Genomic DNA, 24,316 nt, shown 5'->3' with positions numbered 1-24,316 from the left:
CCGGTCCCCACCCCCGGTTTCCTGCGTGGCCGCTCCGGCCGCCGTCGGCGGCCGGAGGTCTCTCGTCCCAGGCCCGAGCCGGGCTGTGCACGACGCCGTACTCGCGGGGTGAAGCGGTCGGCCTCCGCGGCGGAGCGGGTCATCCGGCGCAGTCGCAACTCGTGTGCCATGGACGCCATCTGTTTCTGCGTCAGATGCGGCCGACACCGCGTGATCCTGCGATCACACGGCGCCGAACGGGCCTCCTCCGCCAGCCCCCGGCCGGCGGGCGGGGCGGGGCGGGGGCTGAGGCGGGAGCAGCCGTGGGTAAGAGTGTCGTGACCGTACGGCGTGAAGCGGCCGCCCATCGCATGGGCTGCCTCTCCAGAGCCGACAGCTCCGCCCGGTCCTCCCGCCCGGCCGACTCCATCAGGCCCTGGTTCTGCGGGCCGTTGACGTGTCGCTGGTCCGGCGGGAGGAACTCGGCGTCCCGTCGTCGGCCGCTCGGCGGGTCAGTCGTGGTCCTCCTCGTGCTGGTGCGCCGCGACCAGGGCCTCGATCATGTCGACGGCGCTGCCCTCGTGGTCGCTGCCGGCCGTTCCGCTGCCCTGCTGGATGTTCGCGGTCCGGTCCACCTCGAGGATCGAGTCGGCGTGCGAGTTGTCGAGGACGGTGATCAGGCTGTCGCCCGCGGCCGCCGGTGTGGCCGCGGCGCCCAGCAGGGCCGCCGCCGCCAGCACGGCGGCCGTGCGCAGTCGCAGTGGCGGGACGCGTGCCGGCGTCACGCGCTCACGCCCTGGGGTTCCGGCCGCAGTCGGGCGATGTTGCGCTCCAGCAGTTGGGTGGCGGTCTTGACGCCGACGCCGTCCGCCGTGTTCACCACAGGGAGCCGACCGTCCGCCGTTTTGAGGTCGGCGAGCGCGGAGTGCATGGCCTGGTGGGCCGCGAACAGACAGGGTGTGCTGTAGATGGCGACGTCCACGCCGAGTTCGAACAGTTCGGTCAGCGAGAGCCGGGGTGACTTGCCGCCCGCGATCTGGTTGAACAGCAGGGGCTTGTCGCCGACCACTTTGCGGATCCGTCGGATCCATTCCACGCTGCGTACTCCGTCGACCAGGACCACGTCCGCGTCGGTCGCGGCGAGTTTCTCGGCCCGGTGCAGGATGTCGTTCTCGTCGGTGGCGTCCGTACGGGCCACCACCACCAGGTCCTGCCGGGTCGCCAGCACCATCTCCAGCTTGGCGAGGTACTCGGACAGCGGCAGCACCTGCTTGCCGTCGGCGTGCCCGCACCGGCGCGGGCGCTTCTGGTCCTCCAGGATCACTCCCGACGCCCCGATCCGCTCCAGTCCCTCGACGACATGGCAGGCGACTTCGGGGTCGACGTATCCGTCGTCGATGTCCACCAGCAGGTGGTGCCGCGGGAAGGCGCCCCGCAGCCGCTGGACGAACGCCACCATGTCCGGCCAGGCGATGAAGCCGATGTCCGGCAGTCCGTAGTAGGAGGCCGCGAAGCCGAAGCCGGAGACGAACATCCCGTCGTAGTGCTCGGCCGCGATCGACGCCGAGTACATGTCATACACGCCGATCAGCGGAGTGGTCTCCGGCCCGGCGATCTGCTCCCTCAGCTTCTTCCCGTAGGTCAACGTCCGGTTCCTCTCGTGGGGTTGAACACGTCGCACGGAGAGGGCCGCCGCAACACGACTGCCCTTTGCCAAGACAAGAGGATCCCTATATCGATCATGGACTCTCTCCTTGGGCGGGCTTTACTCACTTCAATGGCGCAAGCGGTTCACCGGAGAAACGTCACTCGTCCTCCGTCCGGGCCGCCCGGTTGATCCCGGCCCTCAGACGGGTGGGGAAGCCGGGATCCGCGCAGGTGGCCGGGGCGTGGTCGAGGGCGGTGCACAAGACCGGCCGGTGCTCTGTTCCCGGGACCAGACCGGCGGGGGGCGCCCCGTGCCGACACCGGAGTACGGCGGCTCGTCGGCGGCACCGTCGTCCGGCCGCTCGGGAGGTCTCCTGGCGGCTCTGCGGTCTGCGGTCTGCGGTCTGCGGTCTGCGGTCCCCGGCAGTCAAAAAAGCAGCCCCGCCTCCGGGATACCGGAGGCGGGGCCGTGTGGAGCGCCGGGCAGGCCTTGCACCTGCATCTCCCCGCAGGAAGCGGGACATCTTTCCTTGGACCACCAACGCGAGGCTCACCGCCGGAAGCTCGGGCGGCTTGCTCAAGATCAATACTAGCGCAGTCCCAGCGTCCCGGATCACACGGCGGCGCAGGAACCGGACCGGCTGCCGTGCGGGACAGCGTCCGATTCCCCGGGTGTTCAGGTCAGCGGAATGATGACTTCGTCCTCGACCGGCGGGTCGATTTCCTGCGCGCGGTTCCCGGTGGCCGCGAAGCAGCGCAGCCGGACCGCCTCCGGGGTGACGTCCAGGCGCAGGAAGCACTTGAAGAACGGCGGGCTGTAGGTCGCCGAGCTCGGCGAGAAGAGTTGGGTGTAGATCTTCCGCACGGGCAGGCGGAAGCGCGAGGTGCGCTCGGGCCGGCCGCCCGCGCCCAGCAGGTTCGCGATCAGACGGGTGCGCCAGGTGACGCGGGCGGGCGGGCCCTGGGTGCGGGTCGGCGGGATACCGAGGCGCTCGGCGACGACGGCCGTCGCCTCGGCCTCGGTGAGGGTGAACAGGCGGCGCAGGCGCAGCCGGCGTCCGTAGAGCCTGCTGTAGAAGGCGAGGGAGTCGCCGCGCAGCGGGTAGCAGCGGAACTCCTGCTCGGTGACGTCCGCGACGGAGACACGGGGGATGGTGTGGGTGGCGTGCATGAACGCTCCGCCGCCGCCCGTACTGGATGGTGCGGCCGTCCACCCGCACCGGGTAGCGCTGGTAGTTGTGGATGTCGCCGCCTATGGCCGCGAGGTAGCGGTGGTCCGGGTCGCGGACGAGGTCGTCGACAGTGCCGCCGCCTTCGATGGGGCAAGGGTGGTGTTCGCCGTCCACGTACAGGGGCGAGCCGGTGACGAGGATCTTGGGGAGAGGTCCCTTGGACGCCTCGCGCAGCCATGCGCCCTGCTCGGCGTCGATGGTTCCCAGCAGTCCCGTGTCGATGCCTATGATCCGCACCGGCCCGGCGTCGATGGCCCAGTACGGGCCCGGCTGGACGGCCTGTTGGGCTGGTGTGGAGCGCAACATCCGTGCCTCGGTGAGGCGTTGTCCGTCGGACGCGGGCGGCCGGTGCCACAGCAGCGACCGCAGCCAGGCCCGTGAGAGGGGGCGCGGCGCGGGCTGTGGGGCGAGCGGCGGGGCGTCGTCGCAGAAGACGCGCATGAAGCCGCCGAGGTCTTCGTACCAGTCGTGGTTGCCAGGTATCGCGTATATGGGTGCCGGGTAGTCCTGGTACGGGCGGAAGAACTTCGTGCCGTAGTCGTCCGTCCTGCCGACGGGGTAGATCACGTCGCTGGCGATGACGGCGAATTTCGTTCCCTGACTGGCCTTCAGGAAGCCGGGGACGACGGCGTATTGGGGATCGTCCCCTTCGCCGGTGTCTCCGATGACCATGAAGGAGAACCGGTCCGGGTCGTCGCGCCGGATCACCTTGGTGGCGGGGGCTCCGGCGGCCGTCCGCTGTGCCACCCAGCGGCTGCGGGTGTGGCCCGTGGGATCCCCGAACCAGGAAGCCAGTACGCCGTTGCGTGCGGCCCACAGGGTCTTCGGGTTGAGCCATGAGAGCTTCTCGACCCGGTGCGGCATGAGGTGCTTGTACTCGCCGTGTTCCAGGGTGCCCCAGCCGGCGCCTTCGGCGGTATCGCGTGAAGAGTCAGACACCGGTGAACCGTAGCAACGATCTAGGAGCGGGTGGGGAGAGGGTGTGTCGCGACGCTGTCGTCTCTTCGTGTTCCAGGGGGCGTGGACGTCGAGTTCGTACATGTGCAGCGGGCCGTGGACGTGCTCGGCGGTCTCGCTCCTGTCCGGCTTCCCGCCGTGGCCGCGACCCTGACCAGCGGGGCAGGGCGGTCGGCGGAACCGCGCCACGGTCCATGCCGACGGCGCCGGGGACCGCTGGAGCCGCATCGGTGCGGAGAGACGCAGCGCTTCGGCGACACTGCTGTCCAGCCGTCCGCACCTCTCCTCACCTCTCCTCCCCGCTGTTCACGTTCCGCATTTCCCAAGGCTCACGCTCGGCACTCGATGATGTCGGTGGGGTCAGCCGCCATGGGTTCTGCCCTGGCTGTCGAACCGCTTCATGCGTTGCAGCACTTGGTCCGTGCTGGGTTGGCGGAGTTCGTCGACGATGTGACCGTCCGCGAGGAAGACCACGCGATCCGAGTACGCCGCGGCTGCCGGGCCGTGTGTGACCATCACGATCGTCTGCCCCATCTGTCGGACCATCTGCGCCAGCAGGGAGAGGACTTCGGCCGCCGCGTGGGTGTCCAGATTGCCCGTCGGCTCGTCCGCGAAGATGATCTCGGGTCGGCCGGCCAGGGCTCGGGCGCAGGCGACCCGCTGCTGCTGTCCCCCGGACAGCAGCAGCGGGTGGTGGGCGAGCCGGTCCGTGAGGCCGATGCATACGCCGATCCGTTTGCCGTGGAGCCATCGTCGCAGGTCACGAAGGTCGTAGGCTTTGTCGGCGTGCTACCGCTGAGGCTTGGAATCGTCGTTGTGGGATTCGTGTCATACGTGGAGATGGGCCACCATCGGCTTCAGCCCGTGCCTGTCATGGGTGTTGGCGGCGGAGAGGCCTACGCGTAGAGGCAGTCCGTTCGCGTCCGACAGGACGTGCATCTTGGAACCTGGTTTGCCCGTGTCCACGGGTGACGGACCTGCAAGTTCGCCCCCCCTTTCGCTCGGACGTGGGCCGAGTCGAGGACTGCCCGAGACAGGTCAACGAGGCCTCGACCAGCCAGCAGCTGCAGTACCTCCTGGTGCAGCCGGCCCCACACGCCGGCCCGCGACCAGATCAGGAAGCGACGGTGCACCGTCGACTTCGACGCACCAAAACACGGCGGCAAGGCCCGCCAGGCACGTCCACTGACCAGCACGTACACGACCGCGGCGAAGACCGCCTCATCATCGATGTTCGCCACCTCGCCGCCCTGCGGACGCACCCGCGCCGACGGCAGCAACGGCCGCGCGATCTCCCACAGGCCATCCGGAACAATCCAGCCCCACCGCCCACTCCCCACACACAGCACAACAGCCAACTGACCATGCAGGAAACGGTCTTGGACGATGCCCTACGTGGTGAGGGCTCGTTCAGCAGGCCATGGGGCGGGGTATGTGGAGTAGTCCTCTGGAGTGACCGCTCCAATAACATCCCGAACGACAACGGACTGCCCCGGAGACGTACCCGCAGCTCGTCAGCGCAGAGGCGAGGTCACGGATCCTCTGATCGCGTTGGGGACGAAGAGGTCGCCTCGCAGGCCAGCCTCCGGCGCAGGGTCAGTCGTCGGCACGCTTCCCGATGGCCTCGGCGATACGGTCTGCGCCTTGACTCATGACCTGGGCAACGTGGTGCCCAGGGACGATCAACGGCATGGGACTGAGGCTCCGGTGTGCGGCCTGGTCGACGGCACCCCCGCCACGGGTGAAGGCTCCGAGAGAAGACGGCTGCCACAATGCCACGGATTTCCCGCCGAAGCGCAATCCAAAAGAGCGCCGCCAGCGTACTGATATGGAGAGCCTCAACCTGGGGGTACGCCCCAGCCGGCTGGTTCCCGTCCAGCGGGGATCTTGGCTGCAAGACGTGCTCCTCGTAGGTAACGGGCGACGCCTGCGACCGCGCCGCTCCTCCCTTGCGGCTGTGGCTGTCCATCTCGTGCCGCTGAGAGTCGCGCGAGACGATGGAAGAAAGGTGCATCCATCATGCGAGCACAACGCGCCAGGCATCTCGCCGCAGTGTCCGCGGTCGGCATTCTGATGGCCAGCGGTGCTGCGATCGGAGCAGCAGGCACGGCCGCAGCAGCGGCCCCTGCCGTGCACACTCATGTGACCACCAACTCGTGCGGCGACCGCGGTGACTGGGGCGGAGGCTGCTTCGATCACCGCTTCGACCACAACGGGTTCCGCTTCGACCACCGCTTCGACGACCACGGGTTCTTCTTCAACCGCGGAGGCTTCCTGATCATCGTGCTCTAGTACTCCCCTCGTCCCCATATGCAGGCCATCTCGTACCAATGACCTGACCTGACCTGAATGAACACGGCCAGGGCAGGTTGGGATCTTGTCCTGACCTTCTCGGGACGAAGAGGTCGTGGTCTCAATTGAGCTGGCCGAGCTGGGCGAGCGCGTCCTCGGTGACCGGCCGCCCTGGCACGCCTTGCGCACGCCGTTGATGACCTTGGTACGACTGAAGGGTTCGGTGGCGCCGGACCGCTTGACCACCATCAGCGAGCACGTCTCCACCGTCGTGAAACGACGGGAGCAGTCGGGGCACTGGCGGCGCCTGCGGATCGACGTGCCGGCCGTCATCGGTCGTACGGCTGTCGACGACACGGCTGTCAGGGTGCCTGCAGAAGGGGCAGTGCATGGCTCCAACCCTCCTTCACGAGTACTGTCATCGGGCTTCACGAGTACTGTCATCGGGTGATCGAGGTCATCCGGAACTCCGTGCAGCGGCGCGGCTACCCGCCGTCGATGCGGGAGATCGGACAGGCGGTCGGCCTCTCCAGCCCCTCGTCGGTCGCCCACCAGCTGATGACACTGGAGGGCAAGGGCTTCCTGCGCCGCGATCCGCACCGGCCGCGGGCGTACGAGGTCCGGAGCTCCGACCAGTCCTCGGCACAGCCCACCGACACGGCGGACAAGCCGGCCGCGTCGTACGTCCCGCTCGTCGGCCGTATCGCGGCCGGTGACCCGATCCTGGCCGAGGAGTCGGTGGAGGACGTCTTCCCCCTCCCCCGGCAGCTGGTCGGTGACGGCGAGCTGTTCGTCCTGAAGATCGTCTGCGACGCCGCCGCGGTGGGGGAGTTCGGCCGGGCAGCTTGTCTGCCCGGCGTCGCGCGTGAGGACACCCGGGGCGTTCGATCCCCTCGCCTGCGACCCGGCCGGTCTGCCCCACCCCCACCCACTTCTCTTCTTTCTGCTGTGGGCGGTGTCCGGGTCCATGATGGTGCCGGGCTGCGCCCCCAGGTAGACCGCCAGTTCCTCGTGGCTGATCCCCTTCACCATCATGAGGGAGAAGCCTTCATGGCCCAGCTCGTCGTCTATCCACTCGATTCCGTCACTCATGATCGCGACCCCAGCGGGCAGGTGTGACAGCGGCCCCGGGCGTCCTTGCCTGCCGAGCCCAGCGGACCACCACCCTGTAACCAAGCCAGCGAACAGGCGAGTTGGGCGGGATCGACCGCATCAACCCAGCGATGGCCCCCTCGTCCCAGCCCCGTAACCGCGAAGCAGGAAAAGGGAAAACGGGCACTCTTGCCAAGGGCTGTCCCGTAAGTGATCTACGGCCAGTTGGCTGACCTGTTCGTTGTGGTGGCTAACGGCGTCGACGGGATTGCTGAAGTCGGTGGTACCGAGGGGTCAGTTCTGGTTCACCGGCCAGACCGCCGCCGGATCGCAGTGGTCCGGGCACGCCAGCAGGTAGACCTCGTTGGCCAAGAACAGGTTGTAGGTGTCGGCACCGACGCTGTACGGCTGCTCTGGTTGGCCGGGGTGCACGGCGAATTCCATGCCTTCCGGCACCTGGCAGATGCACACCAAATCGGCGCCGCACGCGCACGTGTAGTACTCGGGATCCTGGGCCCAGGACGGCGTGCCGCCGACCTTGAACGCCTGGGCTCCGAGCCCGCCCGGGTTGGGGGTGTCCACGAGGGGCTGCAGCATCAGCGGCAGTGCGCACAGGGATGGCTCCGCCTGCGCGACTGACCGAGTTGCACGGCGCTGGAGCAGCACGCGCCAGAACGGACGCGGGTAGGGCAGCTGCGGAGCGTCCCAGTACCGGGGCACGAGCCGGCCGTCAGCCATCTCGGGTTCGGATGCGTCGTTGTGCGCACGGCAGTGGAAGACCAGCAGGTGGTCTCCGCCGAAGTGTTGAAGGTCCAGGGGTATGTCGAGTTGGAAGAACAGAGCCATCCGCTCGCCGCAAAAGCACTCGGGCCATTCCTGGGCGTCGTCGAGGAAAGGCCAGCCGCCCACTGAGTTTCGCGTCGGCCGGTCCAGTGGCTCGGCCCCGACCTCGATCGTGTGGGCAGGCAACACTGCCCGCATCTTCCTTACATCGCGTTCGACCATCCGCTCAGCTTAGGGCTGTTCCCTGACGTCTGGTCACGGGTGAGATGGTCTTGGAACGGCTGGTGTGATCACGGCGTCACAGCCGTCCTGGATGGCCCCGTTCACAGGGCTGAGCCCGCGCAGTTTCGGGAAGCTGGTAACCATGCTGCGCCGTGAAGGGGCAGACGTGGCCCATCGCGACCGGCCGTGAAGCCTGGCACTGGAGGACCGGGTGCTGCTCGTCACGGCTTGCAGGCGCACGAACTTGACGATGCGCCGGATTGCACCGCCCTTCGGCATCTCGAAGTCCTCGGCCGACCGGGTCATCGACCACCTTGCCCTCTCCTCGCGCTCCAGCCCAGACGCCGGTTCGTGAAGGACACCGTGCTCATCGTGAACGGCACCCTGGTGCCCACCCGCGACCATACGATCGCCGAGCAGTCCAAGAATTACCGTTGCTCCACCTCCTCATGTTGTTGTCAAGCCGCAGCGGTGACGGGAATTGGGGCGTGGTAACACTGTCCGTCACGGATCATGGCGAACAGGACGTTGACACGTCGTCCAGCCAGGGCGAGCACGGCCTGCTTGTGCTGTTTCTTCTCGGCCCGCTTGCGCTCGTAGAAGTGTTGGGACTCCGGGCAGCTGCGGATGCTGATCTGCGCGGAGGTGCAGAAGACGCGCCGGAGACCTCGGTGGTAACGGCGGGACCGGTGAAGGTTGCCGCTGACGTTGCCGGAGTCGCGCGGCACTGGGGCAACGCCGGCGAAGGCCGCGAGGTGGTCGGCACTGGTGAAACGGCTGAGACTGCCGCCGGTGGCGGCCGGCAACTCGGCGCCCAGCAATGGACCTATGCCTGGCATGCTGGAGATCACTGCGGCGAGTTCGTGCTCCCGAAACCGGTCCGCAATGAGCTTGTCCAGCGCATGGATCTTCTCGTGGAGTCTGATCACCTCCAACGCCAGGTCGTGGACTACCTGAGCGATCGCGCTCTCGCCCGGAAGCTGTGTGTGGTGCCGCTGAGCGGCCTCAACTGCGGCGGCAGCCAGGGTTTCAGCGTTGCGGACGTCCCGATGGGCCAGCCACAACTCCAGTCGCTTGCGACCGGCCCTGCGCAGTGCGGAGGGTGTCTGGTAGCCGCTGAGCGGGAGCAGCGGACCGATGTTGGTCAGTTCCAGGGCCCGTTCCAACGCACTATCCCTTCGGCGTTCGCCTTACGGCATTCGATCCGGACGGCAACCGGATCGAGCTCCGCCAGCGGAGCCGAGGCCGGAGCAGCGACGGGTAACCATCGAACTGCGGGGCCGTCCAAGGACTCACTCGTCTGGTTGATCGACTCCCGGGGTAGTGGTCACTGCGAGTCACGGACCGCCTCCACTGCCTCCCGGACATCCGGGTGCGGGTCGTCGGCGAGGTTGTCCAGCAGCTCCGTGACCCCCGGGGTGGACCAACGGGCGACTGCCCACACCAGCTCCTCCCGTACCTCGGGGTCGGGGTGGATGCAGAGGCGGGTCAACTGGGCGAGCGGTCCCCGCCGGCGCATCCCGAACCAGTGCAGCGACTCCCGCAGCACGGCCGGGTCACCGGGCTCACCAGTCGCCGCAATCCTGGCGAGCAGCACCCTGGCCGGTGGCGGCGGGCCGTCCAGCGGATGCGGCAACCGCTCGCGCAGGCGCCGCGCCCCGTACCCGCCTCGTACGCGGCACCCGAAGCAGGTGCAGGGGCGGGTCCCGTGCGCGTCCGGCTGGTATCGCCAGCCCACCACCTGTGGCGCGGCACGGATCCGGTGTACCTCACGCGGCTGGATCGCCCGGGGTACGAACACCTCCCACCCTCGTGGGTCTTCCAGTGCCGAGATCCGCCGCACCGCCTCGGCCGCGGTGACGGTGGCCTGGGCGTCCCGTGCACGGTCCGAATAGCTTCCGACCAGCACGTGTTGAGCGTCGTCCAGCCGTATGTGGACGGCCACAAGCCCTCCCCGGCTGCCGAAACGCGCCAGTTCGCGCAGCCACTGGTGGGTGAGGGTGTACGACGGCAACACCGGGAAGCAGTACACTCCGCGCACGTCTCCCTGCCCGTAACTGGCCGCGCGGATCCCGGACCGCCGGATGCGCGGCGCGTTGGCCGCTGATGTCAAGTGCACGAACATCGCCATGTCTTGGCATGCTAGGCGATCGAGTTCACGGGATTCCTGCGGCCATGGAACGATGTCCCGGTCGCGGTCCAAAGTGCTGACGTCGGCGCTCGAGTGTGGCGGCCGCGGACATGACCGCGGCGTGCGCCGGCGAGATGACGAGGGCCTCCGCCTGCCGCAGCGGTTTCCCGATCTGCCGTATCTGCCAGGCGGCAGCCTCCCCGGCCACCCAGGGCCACGGCGGCCGGTACGCCTGTTTGCCCGGCGTCATCGACAACGCGGCATCCCATGCCAGATCCTCGGGCCGTTCTGGTCCCTGCCGCGCTCCCGCTTGGTCCGGCCGGCCTTCCCCCTCCCGAAGTCCCCTCCCGCAAGAGCCGGTTGCCGATGCCGTACCCGACCGGATCAGGGACGATACGACGCGATCCGGCCGAGAGCGGAAGTCATCCGCAGCCCAGCAGGGGGCGCGGTCTCCACCATGACGGGCGAGTTGTCCGGGGTTGTGAGCGGGGCCGCGTTGTCAGTGGGTGCACGGCTTGGGGCCGGTGCGTCGACAGTCCGCCGGGGTGACATGATGAGCCGCTCCCTGCGGGCCCCCGGGCCCCTCGAAGCCTTCCGCGGGGTGCGCCCGCGGCCAGCGGGGGTCCCGAGCAGGGCACCCCTCGTGGAACGTTCCCTGGGGAGGGACCCGTGATATCCAAGCGTGCCGTCACCGCTGCCGCCGTGGCCGCAACAACTGCCGTGCTCCTGGCCTCCGGTGACGCCTATGCCTGCAGCATCGGCGACTTCACCGCGAAGGTGACGTGCGACACCAGCACCGGCGAGGCCCGGGCCGCCATCACGGTCACGGACAAGGACCCAACCGGCACGCCCGCGGACATCACCGTGCGGATCCGGATGGCGGTCGGTACCGACGGCGAGACCGTCGGCACCGGACACATCGACCACCCCACGGCGGCAGGCGCGAGCACGACGATCCTGGTGCCGTGGCTCCAGGGCTACCAGTGGAACGTCTCGGTGACGGCGGGCAATCTCGTCGACGAGCGGCTGACGGACCTGCCGATCTCCCCGGACACCCCGTGCGTGCCTGCCGCTTCCCACCCGTCCGGCACCCCAACGGCTGGGCCGGCCCCCTCGGCGTCGCCGACCGCCACCGTGACGCCGACCTCCACGGCCGCCGCGCCGTTGTCCTCGACGTCCCCGCTCGCTTCGCCGTCCACATCCTCGCCCGCTGCGGGGACCGGACTCGCCGACACCGGAGGCGGCAGCGATACCGGGCTGATCGCCGGGTCGGCCGCCGCGGTGATCGCCGCCGGCGCAGGCGTGCTGTTCGTGATGCGTCGCCGCACGGCGGCCGGACGGCACTGACCGCGGACTCGTGCCGGGCCGAGGGTAGGGGTCGTATGCGTCTGACGATACGTACGACCCCTGCCCGGCGACCACCGGCTTGCACGGGTCCAGGCCGGTAGCCCACGGCGGGAGCCTCTTCCGGGGCTCGGGCAGGCCGGGTCCACGGCCTTGCGGACCGTCCCCGACGACAGGTCCCCTCGGACGCAAACGCCGGAGGGGCGGTCGCACTCGCGGGCAGCGTCAGCGGCCTGTTCGGCAGCGGCAATGGCGATCGGCCCGCCGAGGGCCGGTCGGAACCGGGTGCGGAGTGCCGGTGCGGGATGTCGGTGCGGTGGTGTGTGATCGGGGGTATGGCGATTGTGTTGGGCAAGCCCGGAGTCGACGGGCTGAGCGAGGCTGTGGGCGTGCTTCGGGAGTGGCAGTACGAGGGGGCGCCGATGCAACTGCATCCGGGGGACCTGGGCTGGTTCTGGCGGTCAGGTGCGGAGGCGACGGCCGCGGCGGTCCGGACGTGGAGCCGGGACGGACAGTTTCTCGCCGTCGGGCTGCTGGACGGTCCCGGGCTGCTGCGGCTGACGATCGCGCCAGACGCTCAGCGGGGCGAGGAACTGGCGCGGCAACTGGTCGAAGATGTGACCGAGCCGGAGCGCGGCGTGCTGCCCGAGGGGAGGGTGAACATCGAGGCGCCGATGGGTGCACTGGTCCAAGATCTGCTGTTCGAGGACGGCTGGAGAGCCGACGAGCCGTGGACGCCACTGCGCCGCGACCTCACGGAGCCCGTGAAGGACCCGGGCGTGCGGATCAAGGCGGTCGGGCCGGAGCAGGCGCACGTGTTCGCCAACGTACATCGGGCAGCGTTCGACGGGTCGAGGTTCACGGACGAGCGCTGGCACGCGATGGCGGCCGGATTGCCGTACGCCGACGCCCGGTGCCTGGTCGCGTACGACGAGCAGGGCAACGCGGTGGCGGCGGTGACGGTGTGGTCGGCCGGCCCGGGTAGGCCCGGGTTGCTCGAACCGATGGGCGTTCACCGGGAACATCGCCGTCACGGCTACGGCGAGGCGATCACCGTCGCCGCGGCGGCCGCACTCCAGGAGCTGGGCTCGTCGAGCGCGATCGTCTGTACCCCGAGCTCCAATGTCGGCGCCGTAGCCACCTACGAGTCAGCCGGCTTCCAGCAACGCCCCGAGGTCCGGGACCAATACCGGGACGCTTAGTGCCTGGTCTCCTCGATCACGAGCGGAGCCAGATGAGGAGTGTGGCAGCGGTGACGGTCCCGAGGAAGACGTATCCGTGCTTGATGCCCCTGTGGATGAAATCGGTGGGTGTTGACGCGGGAGACGCAGCGTTTGGCGCATCGGATGGCTTCTCGTCATGTTTTGCCCCCGGTGACGCGTCGTTCTACGTAGACACCGGTGCGGGTGTCCCGGCGCAGGCGGGCTGTGTCGGCGGTCAAGAGGAAGCCGCCGGATCACCGGTCCTGCCTGCCACGGCTTGCTGAGAGGTGGGCGTTGTCGCCATCCGGATGTTTCCGGTGAGACCGGCCTGGTGAGCCAGCAGTGCGGCCTGAACACGGTTCTCCAGTCCCAGGCGGGTGAGGATGCGGTTGACGCGGCTCTTCACGTTCCCCTCGCTGAGGCCGAGAGCCGTGGCGATCTGGGCGTTGGACATGCCTCGGGCGACCAGGACAAGGACCTGAAGTTCGCGTTCGGTCAGCGCGTTCAGCCCGTCCAGCGCCTCTTCCGGCCCGCCCTCGCACGGTGCGGGGTCGAGGTGAACGGGGGCGTTGGGCAGCAGGGCGGCAGGCAACGCGGTGACGGTGTCGATGAGGCGGCGCGTGACGCTCGGGGCGAGTACGGCGTCCCCGCCTGCTGCCGCGCGAATGGCCTGGGCGAGCTGGTCGGGAGGGCTGTTCTTCAGCAGGAAGCCGGCGGCTCCGGCCCGCAGCGCCGCGTGCACGTACTCGTCCAGATCGAATGTGGTGAGCACGAGGACACGCGGAGCCTCGCCCGGTCCGGGCCAGTTGGTGACGATGCGCCGCGTGGCTTCGACGCCGGTCATGCCGGGCATACGGACGTCCATCAGCACGACGTCCGGCTGGAGTTCGATCGCGCGAGCGACAGCCTGCTCCCCGTCGGCTGACTCGCCGACGACGGACAAGTCCTCACGGCGGTCGATGACCAGCCGGAGCGCGGTCCGGACCATCTCCTGATCGTCGGCAAGAAGCACTCGTACGGTCATACGCTCTCCTCCGCCGGTTGAGACGCCTTCGCGGAAAGGACAGCGCACAGTCGCCAGCCGCCGTCCTCGCGCGGGCCGGCCCGCAGCACGCCGTCGAAGGCCGCCACACGTTCGCGCATGCCGACGAGCCCACGGCCGCTGCCGGGAACGGACCGGTGGCCCGGTGGTGCCGGGTCGTTCTCGACCTCGATCGTGAGGCGGGAGTCGTCACCTCGCACGGTGACCCGCACGCCGACAGGCCCGGCGTGCTTGATCACGTTCGTCAGTGCCTCCTGGATGATCCGGTAGGCCGAGATCAGCATGCCGGTGGACGGATCGGTCCGCGCCCGGAGGTCCGACACGTACGTCACCCGGCACCCCGCCGACGTCGCGGCGCCGATGAGCGGCTCAAGATGCTCCGAGGACAACGACGGTTCGGGCGCGAGCCCTTGTTCCCGGAACGACAGCAGTCCGAGGAGGCGGCGCATCTCAATGAGCGCGGTGTCGGCTGTCCGCGCGATGAGACCGACGCTCTTCATGGCTTCCGCGGCTTCTGCGGCTTCTGCGGCTCCTGCGGCTTCCACGGTGGGTGGAACGCCGCTCGCCATGCCCTCCTCGGCGGCTCGCGCCAGAACGGCGATCGCGCTCACATGGTGGGCGACCACGTCGTGCAAGTCTCGTGCGATGCGGGCCCGTTCGGTAACCACCGCTTGCCGGGCGTTGCGCTCCTGCTCGGCCCTGAGACGCTGATTGAGGTCACGCAGGCGTGCGGCGTCGGCGCCGATCCTGCGCCTGCCGTACCCCAGGGTCCAGGCAAGGGTGAAGAAGAAGACGAACGTCGTGGCGCTGATCGGCTCCAGCGATCCGAGACGCGGGCTCTGCCAGTGCCCGGTGAGGGCGTCGGCGGCGGTGGCCGACGCAAGGCACAGCAGCGTCCCCGGCAGGCTCGCCGAGGCCGTCGCGTAGCGGGCCACGCCGTACACGCCGATCATGAGCAGGAACGGGCCGGGTATCCGGCCGTGGATCGGGCTGAGTATCTGGAAGACCACGTAGAGGACGGTCATCGCCGCCAGGACGGCGCATGGGCGTGTCCGCCTCCACAGCAGCGGAGCGGTCTGCATGCCCCACAGGGCCACTCCCCAGCCGTCCGGCTCCGGTGTGCGGTCCAGCACCGTGGTCACATCGAACAGCGTGATGCCACCGCCCAGAGCCACATCCGTCAGACGCGGCCGGTCGGCTGCCCATCGCCGCACGGCTCGTGGCGCGGCATACATGAGAGTGCTCATTTCGGTTCGTCAGGTTAGAGGAAGACGAGGGCTCGGCGGATCCTTCGTCAGGGGTGCATCGATAGTTGCGCGGCCGCCCGGGAGATCGCCATCGGGACCGAGGCGCCGGCGCAAGCGCCCTCCTAGCGTCTTTTCCATGACGAACTTCCCGGTGTCAAACCCCCCTGTCGGGCGAACCAGTCCGACGGCACGGCCTCAGCGCGGCGCGACGAACGCGAGCAACGCCCCCAAGAATCAGAGAGGTTCCGCGCCCGCCGTGCGGCCGCTCCTCCTGCTTCTCGGCACCGGAACGATGCTGTTCGCGGTGGGCGGCCGGTGGGACATCGCCGCCGCGGCCTGGATCTTCCCCGTGCTCCTGCTGCGTTTCACCCGCCTCAGCCGCGCATGGACCGGGGCGTTGTGGATCTGGCCGGCGCACACCGCCGCCGCCGTCTTCTGGATCCAGGAGTCGGCGATCGGCCTCAACCCCGTGACCGCGGCGGGCGCGGCTGCCCTCGCCGCCTTGCAGACGCTGCCGTTCCTGGCCGACAGACTGCTGATCAACCGGCTGCGTCCCGCGGTGGCGGCCCTGGCCTTCCCCGCTGCTGTCGCGGGCGGCGAGTTCCTGATCACCGTGCTGTCGCCATTCGGGACGGCCTACGGTTCGCAGGCCGTCACCCAGTACGGTGACCTCCCGCTCCTTCAGATCATCTCGGTCACCGGCTCGTGGGGGATCGGATTCCTGATCGCGTACTTCGCCAGCACCGTCAACCGGATCTGGGAACGGCCTTCGTGGCGCGGCGGCTTGGTCTACGGGGCGGTCCTGCTGACCGTCGTGCTCACGGGCAGTGCCCGGCTCGCCTTCAGTCCGTCCACGAGTACGACCGTGCGGATCGCCGGGGTGAGCCCTGACCGGACCGTGACCGATCACCTCAAGACCGCGCTCGGTCGGATCACCGGCGGGTCGGCAGGTATCGCCGCCGCTCCCGCTTCGACAGTGCAGCCCGCGATGACCGCCGTCGAGAACGACCTGCTCGCGTCCACCCGACGCGAGGCCGCCGCCGGAGCGAAGATCGTGGTCTGGCCCGAGGAGGGCGTCAGGACCCAGGAGGCCCACGAGTCCGCCGCCATCGCGAACGCACAGGAGCAGGCCCGTCGGTCAGGGGTCTATCTGGAGATCGGCCTCCGTGTCTACAGCACGACCGCCCCCGCCTACGGCAGGGACGAGGCAGTCCTCATCGACCCCGCCGGAAAGGTGCTGTGGACCTATCAGAAGGCGCATCCCATCCCCGGCTCGGAGAAGTTCACCCCCGGTGACGGCCACGTGCCCGTCGCCGACACCCCGTACGGCCGTATCGCCAATGTCATCTGCTACGACGCCGACTTCCCCGCCATGATGCGGACCAGGGCCGACATCATGCTCGTTCCCTCCCACGACTGGAAGGCATACGGCGGCGCGCACACCATGAAGGCGAGCCTGCGAGCCATCGAGGGCGGCTACTCGATGGTGCGTCAGGACGCCGAGGGCGTCTCGGCCGCTTACGACAACAAGGGCCGGGCCCTCGCCACCACCGACTACTTCACAACCGGCCGACAGACCATTGTGGCCTACGTGCCCACGCACGGCGGCACCACTGTCTACGACCGGATCGGTGATCTCTTCGCCTGGCTCTGCCTGGCCGGAGTCGCCGCGCTCACCGTCACGGCTCTGACCTGCCCCTGGCGCCCCGCATCCGCCGGGCCGAAGGGCTCTGACCGTGTTGACGGAGTGGAACGGCTACACCCCGACCGCCGCTGAGGCGCCGGACCTGGACAGCGAGCTGGCCTCGGTGTCGCCCGCCTTCCCCGCCGGGTGGCACCGAGACCGGATCGTCCGCGGCTTACGAGCACGAGCCCCCGCCTGAGCCAAGAGCCGGTGCCGGCTACTCACGTCGGCCCTGATTCGCCGCGCGGAGGGGTACTCGGGAGCCCCTCCCCCAGGTTCGACGGCGTCTGGGGCACAGCGATCTCCTTATAAGTAGGCGAGTACGTCGGCTGGTTCGGTCGCCCGAAGGGAACGCCGTTCGCGGACGCCTGCGGAAACACGCCCAACTCGTGAGCCGGCTTACTCACCTCGAACCAACGATGTCGGTCGCTTGGGGCGGGTAGCGGGATCACTCCTGGATGGAGGCCATGCCCATCGGAGCGTAGCGGTCTCCTGCCGCGGCTCCGACCGGAATCGCGGCGCTCAGCCCTGCGATGGTTGCGGGGCCGAGTTCGATGGCGGCAGCGGAGACGTTCTGCTCGAGCCAGGTGCGCCGCTTCGTTCCGGGGAGAGCCGTGACTCCGTCTTGGGCGAGCACCCAGGCGAGGGCGAGTTGACCAGTCGTCACGCCGAGGTTGTCTGCCGTCGCGACGATCCGGTCGAGAAGGGACAGGTTCTGTTCCAGGTTCGAGTGGGCGAAGCGCGGGGAGCTGCGACGGAAGTCGTGGGTCGGAAGGTCGTGCACCGATCGCACGGCCCCGGTGAGGAAGCCGCGGCCGAGCGGCGCGTACGCGACGAAACCGATGCCCAGTTCACGGACCGTGTCGAGCACGCCGCTGACCTCGACGTTGCGGCTGAACAACGAGTATTCGGTCTGCACCGCCGACAGCGTGGCCACTGTGTGCGCTGCCCGGATAGTCGCTGGGGACACCTCGCTGATTCCGAGGTACGGCAGCTTTCCCTCCGTCACCAGATCAGCGAGGACGCCGAATGTCTCCTCGACGGGCACACCTGGGTCGAGCCGATGCAGGTAGTACAGGTCGATGTGCGCTGTGCCCAGTCGGCGCAGCGAGCCTTCCACGCACGCCCTCAGGTAGTCGGGGCGCCCGTTGGGGCCGCCGACTATCTTCCCGGTCTCGTCGAGAGTGACACCACCGCCCTTCGTTGCCACGATCAGTTCGTCACGGCGGCCTTTCAGCGCCCGCCCGAGCAGTTCCTCACCGCTGAAAGGCCCGTACATGTCCGCGGTGTCGAACATCGTGACGCCCAGTTCGACCGCGCGGTGAACAGTCCTGATCGCCTCGGCCTCGTCCGGGGTGCCGTACATCGCGGTCATGCCCATGGTCCCGAGGCCCTGGACGGAGGCGACCAGTCCTCGCTCGCCGATCTTGTGTGTCTGCAAAGTCATGTCTCCACCATTTCGTCGTGGGGATGGAAGGTTCCGAGGCGTCCGAGGGGTCCGAGCGAGGCCTATGCCCAGCGCAGCGCCCCGTCGCCGGGAAGCCGCGCCTGCCGCTCGCGCCAGGAGTCCTCGCCGTCCGGGTGTCCGATGTTCACCAGCAGCAGCGACGTGAGGCGCCCTTCGGGGAAGAACTCGCGGTCGATGCCGTCGCGGTCGAAGCCGCTCATCGGGTCGGCATGCAGCCCGGCGGCGCGTACCCCGAGAATGAAGTAGCCGGTCTGCAAGGCCGCGCTGAACCGGCCCAGTTCGAGGATCACCGGCCACGGCGTAGTTCATCCGGATCTCGCCGAGGTCGACGGTCTGTTCGGGACAGCTGTGCGATACGTAGATCTCAGCGTGGTCGGCGGCCTCCAGATAACTCTCCGATAGCTCATCGGGCGACCGCCCCGACGAGGTCGGCGGTCGCGTCCCACAGCCGGCCGGCCATGGCCGCGTCGAGGCCGGCCTTGCCCTGCCGGCGGACGGCCGGGGAGCCCCGGAAGCCGCCCAGGCCGTCCGGCCCGACGTAGGAGTTGCCGGGGACGTCCTGGGTCGCGGCGTAGAGCAACGACAGCGCTCCGCGCTCCGGGGCGTTGGTGAGGAACGTGAACCGGTTGATGACGTTCGACCGGGAGTGGGCCGCCAGCGTGGTGCGGGCGATGCCCGGGCTCGCGAGCACCGAGCGCACCGGCCTGCCGGCGGCCGTCAGTCGGCGCTGCAGCTCCAGCGAGAACAGGACGACGGCGAGCTTCGAGGCCTCGTAGGCACGCATCCCGTTGTGTTTGCGCGTCCGCCAGTCGAGGTCGTCCAGGTCGATCCTGCCCTGCTTGTGCAGTTCGCTGGTGACGTGCACGACTCGGTCGGTGATGTGCTTGAGCAGCAAGGTGGTCAGCAGGAAGGGTCCGGTGTAGTTGGTGGTGGTCTGCAGATCGAGGCCGTCGGCGGTGCGCGCGGCGGGGATGTCCATGACGCCGGCGTTGTTGATCAGGATGTCGATGTCGCCGGACCAGTAGTCGGCGAAGGCGCGCACCGAGGTCAGATCCGACACGTCGAGCGGTCGGATGTCGAAGGTGCCGGGCAGGTCGGCGACGGCGCGGCGGGCCTTGTCGGTGTCGCGTACCGCCAGTACGACGCAGGCACCGGCACGCGCGAGCTCGCGTGCAGTGATCAGGCCGAGGCCACGGCCGGCACCGGTGATCACGGCCGTCCGGCCGGTCAGGTCCGGGAGGTCGTTCGCTGTCCAACTGGTCATGGTGGTCATGGGCCTTGGCTCCGTGGTTCGTGGTTCGCGGTTGTGGGTTCGCGGCGACCGGTGATCGCTTCGCCAGTGAACTCGCCGCGCCACGGGCGCTGGAAGGACACGCGCAACCACTGACTGGCAGGTCGTGGATAAGCCGCGCCGGATGGCCAACGATGAGGACCATGGACCATACGTTCGACCGCTCGTCCCTGGGTGCCTTCCTGCGCACCCGCCGTACGGCGCTGCAACCGGAGGACGTCGGGTTGCGCCGCGGACAACGCCGACGCGCTCCGGGCCTGCGCCGCGAGGAGGTGGCGGAGCTGTGCACCATGTCCGCCGACTACTTCGCCCGGCTGGAGCGCGGCGACGGGCCACAACCCTCCGAGCAGATGGTCGCGGCCATCGCCCGCGGCCTGCGGCTGACCCCGGACGAGCGTGATCACCTGTTCCTGCTCGCCGGCTACCGCACCGCCCGCCGTGACCTGCGGCTTCACCACGTGAGCCCCGGGCTGATGCGGGTCATGGACGGCTTGGCCGGTACCACCGCGCAGGTCATGGGCCCGCTGGGCGAGACGTTGCTGCAGACGCCGTCCGCGGTGGCACTGCTCGGCGAGCAGACCCAGTACACCGGCAACGCCCGCAGCGCGACGTACCGTTGGTTCACCGATCCGGCCGCCCGCGAGCGGTACCACCCCGAGCAGTACGACGACAACAGCCGGACCAACGCCGCGCTGCTGCGCGCGGCTGTCACCCGCGACGGGCCCGGCTCCCCCGCGGCGGACCTGGCGGACATCCTGCTGCGCATCAGCGACGAGTTCGCCCGGTTGTGGGAGCGCCACGAGGTGGGCCTGCGGTGGAGCGAGACCAAACGGTTCGTCCACCCCCAGGTCGGACAGTTGGACCTCTACTGCCAACTCCTGCTCGAACCGGACCAGGGCCAGTCGCTTCTCATAGTCACCGCCACCCCGGGCACGGAAAGCCACGAGAAACTCGCCCTGCTCACCGTGCTGGGCACCGACCAATTCGCCGCCGAAATCGAGTGACGCCACGCGCGGCGTCGGCGACACCGCCTCGGAACGGATCCCATCGAACCGGTTCGTAACGCTGCCGGGCCGGTTGGTGGAGTGGCCTTCGAGCGCGAACACCGTCAGGTCCCCAGGCCTCGACGTGCCACAACCAACCGCGCACGAGAGCGCAAGGGCTGTCCCATGACTTTCGGCGCAACCGTCGGTCACGGGGGAGATGATCTCGCTGTGGCCGGTGTGATCAGGGCGTCGGGGCGCGTACAAGAAAACTCCTGTGCGCCGGCTCGCACACCTCTGCGATCATCCCCGAATGGCGCACAGTCTCGAATCGCTGGTCATCCGGCACACCCACCGCCTCTCCTCCCCCAAGGGCTCCGCCGGGGAAGGAACCACCGCCGCACGGCAGTTCGACGCGGCGCTGACATCCGTGGGCTTCAAGCTCTCGGCGGAGCTGCTGGAGCGGCTGTCGGGGCTGTCCGAGGCCGCGGTCCTGCACACTGCCAAGCGGACGCTGCGCACCGTGAGCGAGATGGTGGGCGACCACGTCCGGCACAACTCGTACTTCATCGACTTTCCAGCGAACGTGCCGGACACCGAAGAGTTCTGGATGCGGTGTGTGACGAAGGCGCTCGGCGACGACAAGTCTCGCGAGAACGTGCTGACGCAGCTGGCACACGGGGTGCTGGACCTGCTCAGCCTCCCCACGTACGGCCGCTACCAGCACACCTACGAGGAGATGCTCGCGGCGCAGGACGAGTTGATCGCCTCGGCGGGCGACCGGGTGACCGTCCTGCACCTCGGGCGGGACCTGGACGACGAACTGACGGACCTGTACCTGGCCTTGGCGGGCAGCACGACACCACTGGGCGAGGACCACCTGCGCGACCTCAAGACCCTCGCCGAGCGGTGCGCGCTCGGCCCCCAGCCGGAGTCGATCCCGGTCCGGGAGAATCGGGCGGTCGTCAACGAGGCCCGTCTCGCTGTCGGCGCGGACCTTCTGCTGGACACCGTCATTGATGTGCTGCGGCTGGCCTGCGCGCTGTCGGGCGGCGACGTGACGCTGCAGGAGCCGACCCGGTTTCGGGCTCTCTCGCGGCCGACCCGCCGTGCGCTGCTGGCGGGCCTCGACACGGTGGTCGCGGCGAACCCCGCCAAGCTGGCCGATGTGCACGCGCACCGCGAGCCTTTCAAGCGGCTCGGTGAGCGTCTCCACCCTCACGAGTACCCGCGCTGGCCGCACGCCGCCGATGTGTTCGCCGTAGCTCGGGGCGAGAAGGAGGCGCGGTCCTTCGACAGCCGTGTCGAGAAGCTGCTCGACGAGTTCGACGTCCTCGGTGCGGTGCAGCTGTTGAAGTCCGCTCCCGGCAAGCTGTTCCGCGCCTTGGACCTCCTGCTGCGCATCGCCGCCGACCAGGAGGAGCGGGACGCGGTGGTGGCCGCCGCGGTGCGGGTCGCTCCCGAAGTCTCCGGCCGGGTAGTGCTTTCGGTCCGCGAGCACTTCCACAACCGGGAGCGAGAGACCGACGAACCCCGCATCTTCGTCAACCGCCGGGGCCGCGGCTGGGTGACCCCCGACTGCCGGCCGATCATCCCGGCTGCCGACCGCGATCGTCTGATCGCCGCCCTCGACGCCGAGATGCGCCGCAGGCTCCCAGCGCCGGGCCGGCTTCTGCTCGACCCTGATGTCCTCGACGTGGCGCTCCCGCTCAGCGGCAGGGCGACCGCGGCCGGACTCGGCGTACTGCCGCGAGGTTCGGTCTCGGCGGTCGACGGCGAACAGCTGCGCTTCTTCGTGTACTGGAAGCAGACCGAGAACCGGACCGACTACGACCTCTCGGCGCTGCTTCTCCACGCCGACTACAGCACCGACTCCTGGCTCTCCTACACCTCCCTCAAGGCTGTCGGCGGCCGGCACTCGGGCGATGTCACCGAGGCGCCCGAAGGGGCCTCGGAATTCATCAACCTGTCGCTGGACCGAGTACGTAGCACATTCATCGTTCCGCAGGTCAACATCTACGCCGGCGAGAGCTTCGAAGAGGTCGAGGAGTCGTTCTTCGGTTTCATGCTGCGCGACGGTCAGCAGAAGGGCCGGCCGTTCGAGCCTCGCACGGTGCGGATGAAGTCGGAGCTTCGCGGGGTGGGTCGAGTGGCGCTGCCGCTGGTGTTCCGGCGCGAGGACGACGGACGGTGGCGCGCGAAGTGGCTGCACCTGTATCTGAAGGGCATCTCGTCGGCCAACCGGATCGAGGAGAACCAGGTGTCAGTGTCCAAGGTGGTACGCGCCATCGCAGAGCGCGAGTATCTGACGGTGCGGTACTTGATCGACCTGATGTCCGACGACGCCACGGCCGTGGATCTGTGGGACGGCGAGCCGGTCCCGGACGAGCCCGTGATGTACATCGGTCTCGAACGTCCCGAAGGGCTGCACCCGGACTCCCGAGTCATCACCCTCGAAAATCTACGCGACTTGATCCCGGGCTGAGTGCTAACGTTGCCCACGGCGAGGCCATGAAGGGGCTTCCTTCTCAATTCCTTTCCTGAAACAAGTTCTTTCGCTTTCCTCGCCGTCGGCTTCGACTGGGAGGCGCCCGAGCGGCGCCTCCCAGTTTTCGTGTGCGCCGACGGTCATCACCCTCGGCAAACGAACACGGCTTGGTCCCGAGCCGACTGATGGCATCGCCTGCGGCGAGGTCATGAAAGGGATTCCTTCTCCTCCGCCGTGAAAGCGGCTAAGAGGGTGTCTCACGTGGCACGTTTCGCGAGCTTCTTGTAGCAGGTCAGGGCGGCGGCCAGGCCGAGGAAGGCGAGGAAGCGCGAGCCCTTTCGTTCGTATCGGACGGTGAGGCGGCGGTAGCCGAAGAGCCAGGCGATCGACCGTTCGATCTTCCAGCGGTGCCGACCGAGGCGTTCGCCGGACTCGATGCCGGGCCGCGCGATGCGCGCGACGAGCCCGCGCTCGCGCAGCCAGGCCAGGTGTTCGGCGGAGAAGTACGCCTTGTCCGCGCGGAGTTTGACGGGTCGGCGCCGCCGTGGTCCCCGACGGGAGCGGACGGCGGGTATGCCGCGGATGAGCGGCTTGAGGGCGAGGCTGCCGTGCATGTTCGCGCCGGACACGGCGACGGCGAGCGGGATGCCCTGGGCATCGGACAGCACGTGCAGCTTGCTGCCCTTCTTGCCGCGATCGACCGGGTTCGGCCCGGTCAGCGATCCCCCCTTTTGGCGCGAACGGAGGCCGCGTCGACGATCGCCGAGGTCCAGTCCACCTCGCCCCGGGCCCCGAGTTCGTCCAGCACCGCCCGGTGCAGCCGACGCCACAGGCCGGCCTCGGTCCATACCGTGAAGCGGCGATGCGCGGTGGCGGGCGACGTGCCGAACGTCGGCGGCAGATGCCGCCAGGCACAGCCGCTGGTCAGCGCGTACACCACTGCCGTGAACACGGCCCGCTCGTCACACGGAGCGGTCCCACCACCTTGCGGACGAGCAGCGAACGACGGCAGCAACGGGGCGGCCAGCTCTCAGAGTTCATCAGGAACCAGACGCTTCGACAGATCAGCACCCACGACCGGCGTCATGCCGCACGAACATCAAGTCACGTGAGACAACCTCTAAGCCTTGATTGGTACGGCCGACCTGGCGGCCTGCTCGATCTTCGCGCAGTGGGCTGCACGGGCTTCTTCGTCGATCTGCTTCTCGTGTTCGGCGCGCAGCCCGGTCCGG

Annotated in this window: 16 protein-coding genes and 7 pseudogenes; 8 read left to right on the top strand and 15 right to left on the bottom strand. The window is 68.9% G+C overall.

Translation table 11 applies throughout. From position 1 onward, the window contains the following. Positions 1 to 491: 491 nt before the first annotated feature. From ACFVWD_RS29715 to ACFVWD_RS29700, 4 genes and pseudogenes are all read right to left on the bottom strand, one after another. Positions 492 to 764 carry a hypothetical protein gene (locus ACFVWD_RS29715; RefSeq protein ID WP_389600479.1) on the bottom strand — a complete coding sequence of 91 codons (273 nt, stop codon included), beginning with the start codon at positions 762 to 764 and terminating at the stop codon, positions 492 to 494. Continuing rightward, positions 761 to 1,624, bottom strand: a complete 864-nt coding sequence (locus ACFVWD_RS29710) for an oxaloacetate decarboxylase (protein WP_389600478.1) — start codon at positions 1,622 to 1,624, stop codon at positions 761 to 763. Before ACFVWD_RS29710 ends, ACFVWD_RS29715 begins: the two co-directional genes overlap by 4 nt. Positions 1,625 to 2,302: 678 nt before the next feature. Continuing rightward, positions 2,303 to 3,797, bottom strand: a pseudogene (locus tag ACFVWD_RS29705) (metallophosphoesterase family protein). A gap of 378 nt (positions 3,798 to 4,175) precedes the next feature. After that, a pseudogene (locus tag ACFVWD_RS29700) lies at positions 4,176 to 5,155 on the bottom strand (IS5 family transposase). Between the two features lie 679 nt (positions 5,156 to 5,834). On the opposite strand from ACFVWD_RS29700, the gene ACFVWD_RS29695 reads away from it, so the two are divergent. Continuing rightward, on the top strand, positions 5,835 to 6,107 hold the full coding sequence (locus ACFVWD_RS29695) for a hypothetical protein (protein ID WP_389600476.1): 273 nt from the start codon (positions 5,835 to 5,837) through the stop codon (positions 6,105 to 6,107). A 141-nt stretch (positions 6,108 to 6,248) separates the two neighbouring features. On the opposite strand, the pseudogene ACFVWD_RS29690 reads toward ACFVWD_RS29695, so the two are convergent. Beyond that, positions 6,249 to 6,440: pseudogene (locus tag ACFVWD_RS29690) on the bottom strand (ATP cone domain-containing protein); the annotation flags it as partial. 87 nt (positions 6,441 to 6,527) lie between these two features. Here ACFVWD_RS29690 and lexA point away from each other — a divergent pair. Next, positions 6,528 to 6,923: pseudogene (gene lexA / locus ACFVWD_RS29685) on the top strand (transcriptional repressor LexA); the annotation flags it as partial. 570 nt (positions 6,924 to 7,493) lie between these two features. Here lexA and ACFVWD_RS29680 read toward each other — a convergent pair. Next, a complete protein-coding gene (locus ACFVWD_RS29680; protein ID WP_389600474.1) occupies positions 7,494 to 8,204 on the bottom strand; it encodes a hypothetical protein in 711 nt (236 codons plus the stop codon). 91 nt (positions 8,205 to 8,295) lie between these two features. Here ACFVWD_RS29680 and ACFVWD_RS29675 point away from each other — a divergent pair. Continuing rightward, a pseudogene (locus ACFVWD_RS29675) lies at positions 8,296 to 8,651 on the top strand (transposase family protein); the annotation flags it as partial. A gap of 11 nt (positions 8,652 to 8,662) precedes the next feature. Here ACFVWD_RS29675 and ACFVWD_RS29670 read toward each other — a convergent pair. Together ACFVWD_RS29670 and ACFVWD_RS29665 are read right to left on the bottom strand one after the other, a co-directional pair. Next, positions 8,663 to 9,373 (bottom strand): annotated as a pseudogene (locus tag ACFVWD_RS29670) (transposase); the annotation flags it as partial. Between the two features lie 158 nt (positions 9,374 to 9,531). After that, positions 9,532 to 10,335, bottom strand: coding sequence for a HEAT repeat domain-containing protein (locus ACFVWD_RS29665; protein ID WP_389600473.1), 804 nt, complete (start codon positions 10,333 to 10,335; stop codon positions 9,532 to 9,534). A 669-nt stretch (positions 10,336 to 11,004) separates the two neighbouring features. Between ACFVWD_RS29665 and ACFVWD_RS29660 the strand changes: the two genes are divergently transcribed. Together ACFVWD_RS29660 and ACFVWD_RS29655 are read left to right on the top strand one after the other, a co-directional pair. Continuing rightward, on the top strand, positions 11,005 to 11,682 hold the full coding sequence (locus tag ACFVWD_RS29660; RefSeq protein ID WP_389600471.1) for an LAETG motif-containing sortase-dependent surface protein: 678 nt from the start codon (positions 11,005 to 11,007) through the stop codon (positions 11,680 to 11,682). 332 nt (positions 11,683 to 12,014) lie between these two features. Then, positions 12,015 to 12,881 (top strand): GNAT family N-acetyltransferase, encoded by an 867-nt coding sequence (locus ACFVWD_RS29655; RefSeq protein ID WP_389600470.1) that lies wholly within the window; start codon positions 12,015 to 12,017, stop codon positions 12,879 to 12,881. Positions 12,882 to 13,116: 235 nt separating this feature from the next. On the opposite strand, the gene ACFVWD_RS29650 is transcribed toward ACFVWD_RS29655, so the two are convergent. Then, on the bottom strand, positions 13,117 to 13,905 hold the full coding sequence (locus ACFVWD_RS29650; protein WP_389600469.1) for a response regulator: 789 nt from the start codon (positions 13,903 to 13,905) through the stop codon (positions 13,117 to 13,119). Then, positions 13,902 to 15,170, bottom strand: coding sequence for a sensor histidine kinase (locus tag ACFVWD_RS29645; protein ID WP_389600467.1), 1,269 nt, complete (start codon positions 15,168 to 15,170; stop codon positions 13,902 to 13,904). The genes ACFVWD_RS29650 and ACFVWD_RS29645 overlap by 4 nt, the downstream gene beginning before the upstream one ends. Positions 15,171 to 15,426: 256 nt before the next feature. Between ACFVWD_RS29645 and ACFVWD_RS29640 the strand changes: the two genes are divergently transcribed. Then, positions 15,427 to 16,947: a nitrilase-related carbon-nitrogen hydrolase gene (locus ACFVWD_RS29640; RefSeq protein ID WP_389600466.1), complete on the top strand. Its 1,521-nt coding sequence runs from the start codon at positions 15,427 to 15,429 to the stop codon at positions 16,945 to 16,947. A 355-nt stretch (positions 16,948 to 17,302) separates the two neighbouring features. On the opposite strand, the gene ACFVWD_RS29635 is transcribed toward ACFVWD_RS29640, so the two are convergent. From ACFVWD_RS29635 to ACFVWD_RS29625, 3 genes are all read right to left on the bottom strand, one after another. Further along, positions 17,303 to 18,301, bottom strand: coding sequence for an aldo/keto reductase (locus ACFVWD_RS29635; RefSeq protein ID WP_389600464.1), 999 nt, complete (start codon positions 18,299 to 18,301; stop codon positions 17,303 to 17,305). 62 nt (positions 18,302 to 18,363) lie between these two features. Then, the gene (locus ACFVWD_RS29630; RefSeq protein ID WP_389600462.1) at positions 18,364 to 18,612 is read right to left on the bottom strand and encodes a hypothetical protein; all 249 of its coding nucleotides are present in this window, start codon (positions 18,610 to 18,612) and stop codon (positions 18,364 to 18,366) included. 113 nt (positions 18,613 to 18,725) lie between these two features. Continuing rightward, on the bottom strand, positions 18,726 to 19,595 hold the full coding sequence (locus ACFVWD_RS29625; protein WP_389600460.1) for an SDR family NAD(P)-dependent oxidoreductase: 870 nt from the start codon (positions 19,593 to 19,595) through the stop codon (positions 18,726 to 18,728). A gap of 152 nt (positions 19,596 to 19,747) precedes the next feature. On the opposite strand from ACFVWD_RS29625, the gene ACFVWD_RS29620 reads away from it, so the two are divergent. Beyond that, entirely contained in the window at positions 19,748 to 20,617 is an 870-nt protein-coding gene (locus tag ACFVWD_RS29620; protein ID WP_389600458.1) for a helix-turn-helix transcriptional regulator, read from the top strand. Positions 20,618 to 20,909: 292 nt separating this feature from the next. Continuing rightward, positions 20,910 to 23,081: a hypothetical protein gene (locus ACFVWD_RS29615; RefSeq protein ID WP_389600456.1), complete on the top strand. Its 2,172-nt coding sequence runs from the start codon at positions 20,910 to 20,912 to the stop codon at positions 23,079 to 23,081. 260 nt (positions 23,082 to 23,341) lie between these two features. Here ACFVWD_RS29615 and ACFVWD_RS29610 read toward each other — a convergent pair. Both ACFVWD_RS29610 and ACFVWD_RS29605 read right to left on the bottom strand, forming a co-directional pair. Further along, a protein-coding gene (locus ACFVWD_RS29610) for an IS5 family transposase (RefSeq protein ID WP_389600578.1) occupies positions 23,342 to 24,111 on the bottom strand; the annotation gives its coding sequence in 2 pieces (ribosomal slippage) (positions 23,342 to 23,817 and positions 23,817 to 24,111; 771 coding nt in all). Between the two features lie 93 nt (positions 24,112 to 24,204). After that, positions 24,205 to 24,316: pseudogene (locus ACFVWD_RS29605) on the bottom strand (type I restriction endonuclease subunit M); the annotation flags it as partial.

The sequence above is a fragment of the Streptomyces sp. NPDC058086 genome, from assembly GCF_042885015.1.
Taxonomy (GTDB): Bacteria; Actinomycetota; Actinomycetes; order Streptomycetales; family Streptomycetaceae; genus Streptomyces.
This window is presented reverse-complemented; position numbering and strand designations above follow the sequence as displayed.

Bases quoted from the DNA above. Each gene is read 5' to 3' on its own strand.
- ACFVWD_RS29695 (WP_389600476.1), top strand. From the start codon at position 5,835: ATGCGAGCACAACGCGCCAGGCATCTCGCCGCAGTGTCCGCGGTCGGC.
- ACFVWD_RS29680 (WP_389600474.1), bottom strand. From the start codon at position 8,204: ATGGTCGAACGCGATGTAAGGAAGATGCGGGCAGTGTTGCCTGCCCAC.
- ACFVWD_RS29665 (WP_389600473.1), bottom strand. From the start codon at position 10,335: ATGGCGATGTTCGTGCACTTGACATCAGCGGCCAACGCGCCGCGCATC.
- ACFVWD_RS29655 (WP_389600470.1), top strand. From the start codon at position 12,015: ATGGCGATTGTGTTGGGCAAGCCCGGAGTCGACGGGCTGAGCGAGGCT.
- ACFVWD_RS29650 (WP_389600469.1), bottom strand. From the start codon at position 13,905: ATGACCGTACGAGTGCTTCTTGCCGACGATCAGGAGATGGTCCGGACC.
- ACFVWD_RS29645 (WP_389600467.1), bottom strand. From the start codon at position 15,170: ATGAGCACTCTCATGTATGCCGCGCCACGAGCCGTGCGGCGATGGGCA.
- ACFVWD_RS29635 (WP_389600464.1), bottom strand. From the start codon at position 18,301: ATGACTTTGCAGACACACAAGATCGGCGAGCGAGGACTGGTCGCCTCC.
- ACFVWD_RS29625 (WP_389600460.1), bottom strand. From the start codon at position 19,595: ATGACCACCATGACCAGTTGGACAGCGAACGACCTCCCGGACCTGACC.
- ACFVWD_RS29620 (WP_389600458.1), top strand. From the start codon at position 19,748: ATGAGGACCATGGACCATACGTTCGACCGCTCGTCCCTGGGTGCCTTC.
- ACFVWD_RS29615 (WP_389600456.1), top strand. From the start codon at position 20,910: ATGGCGCACAGTCTCGAATCGCTGGTCATCCGGCACACCCACCGCCTC.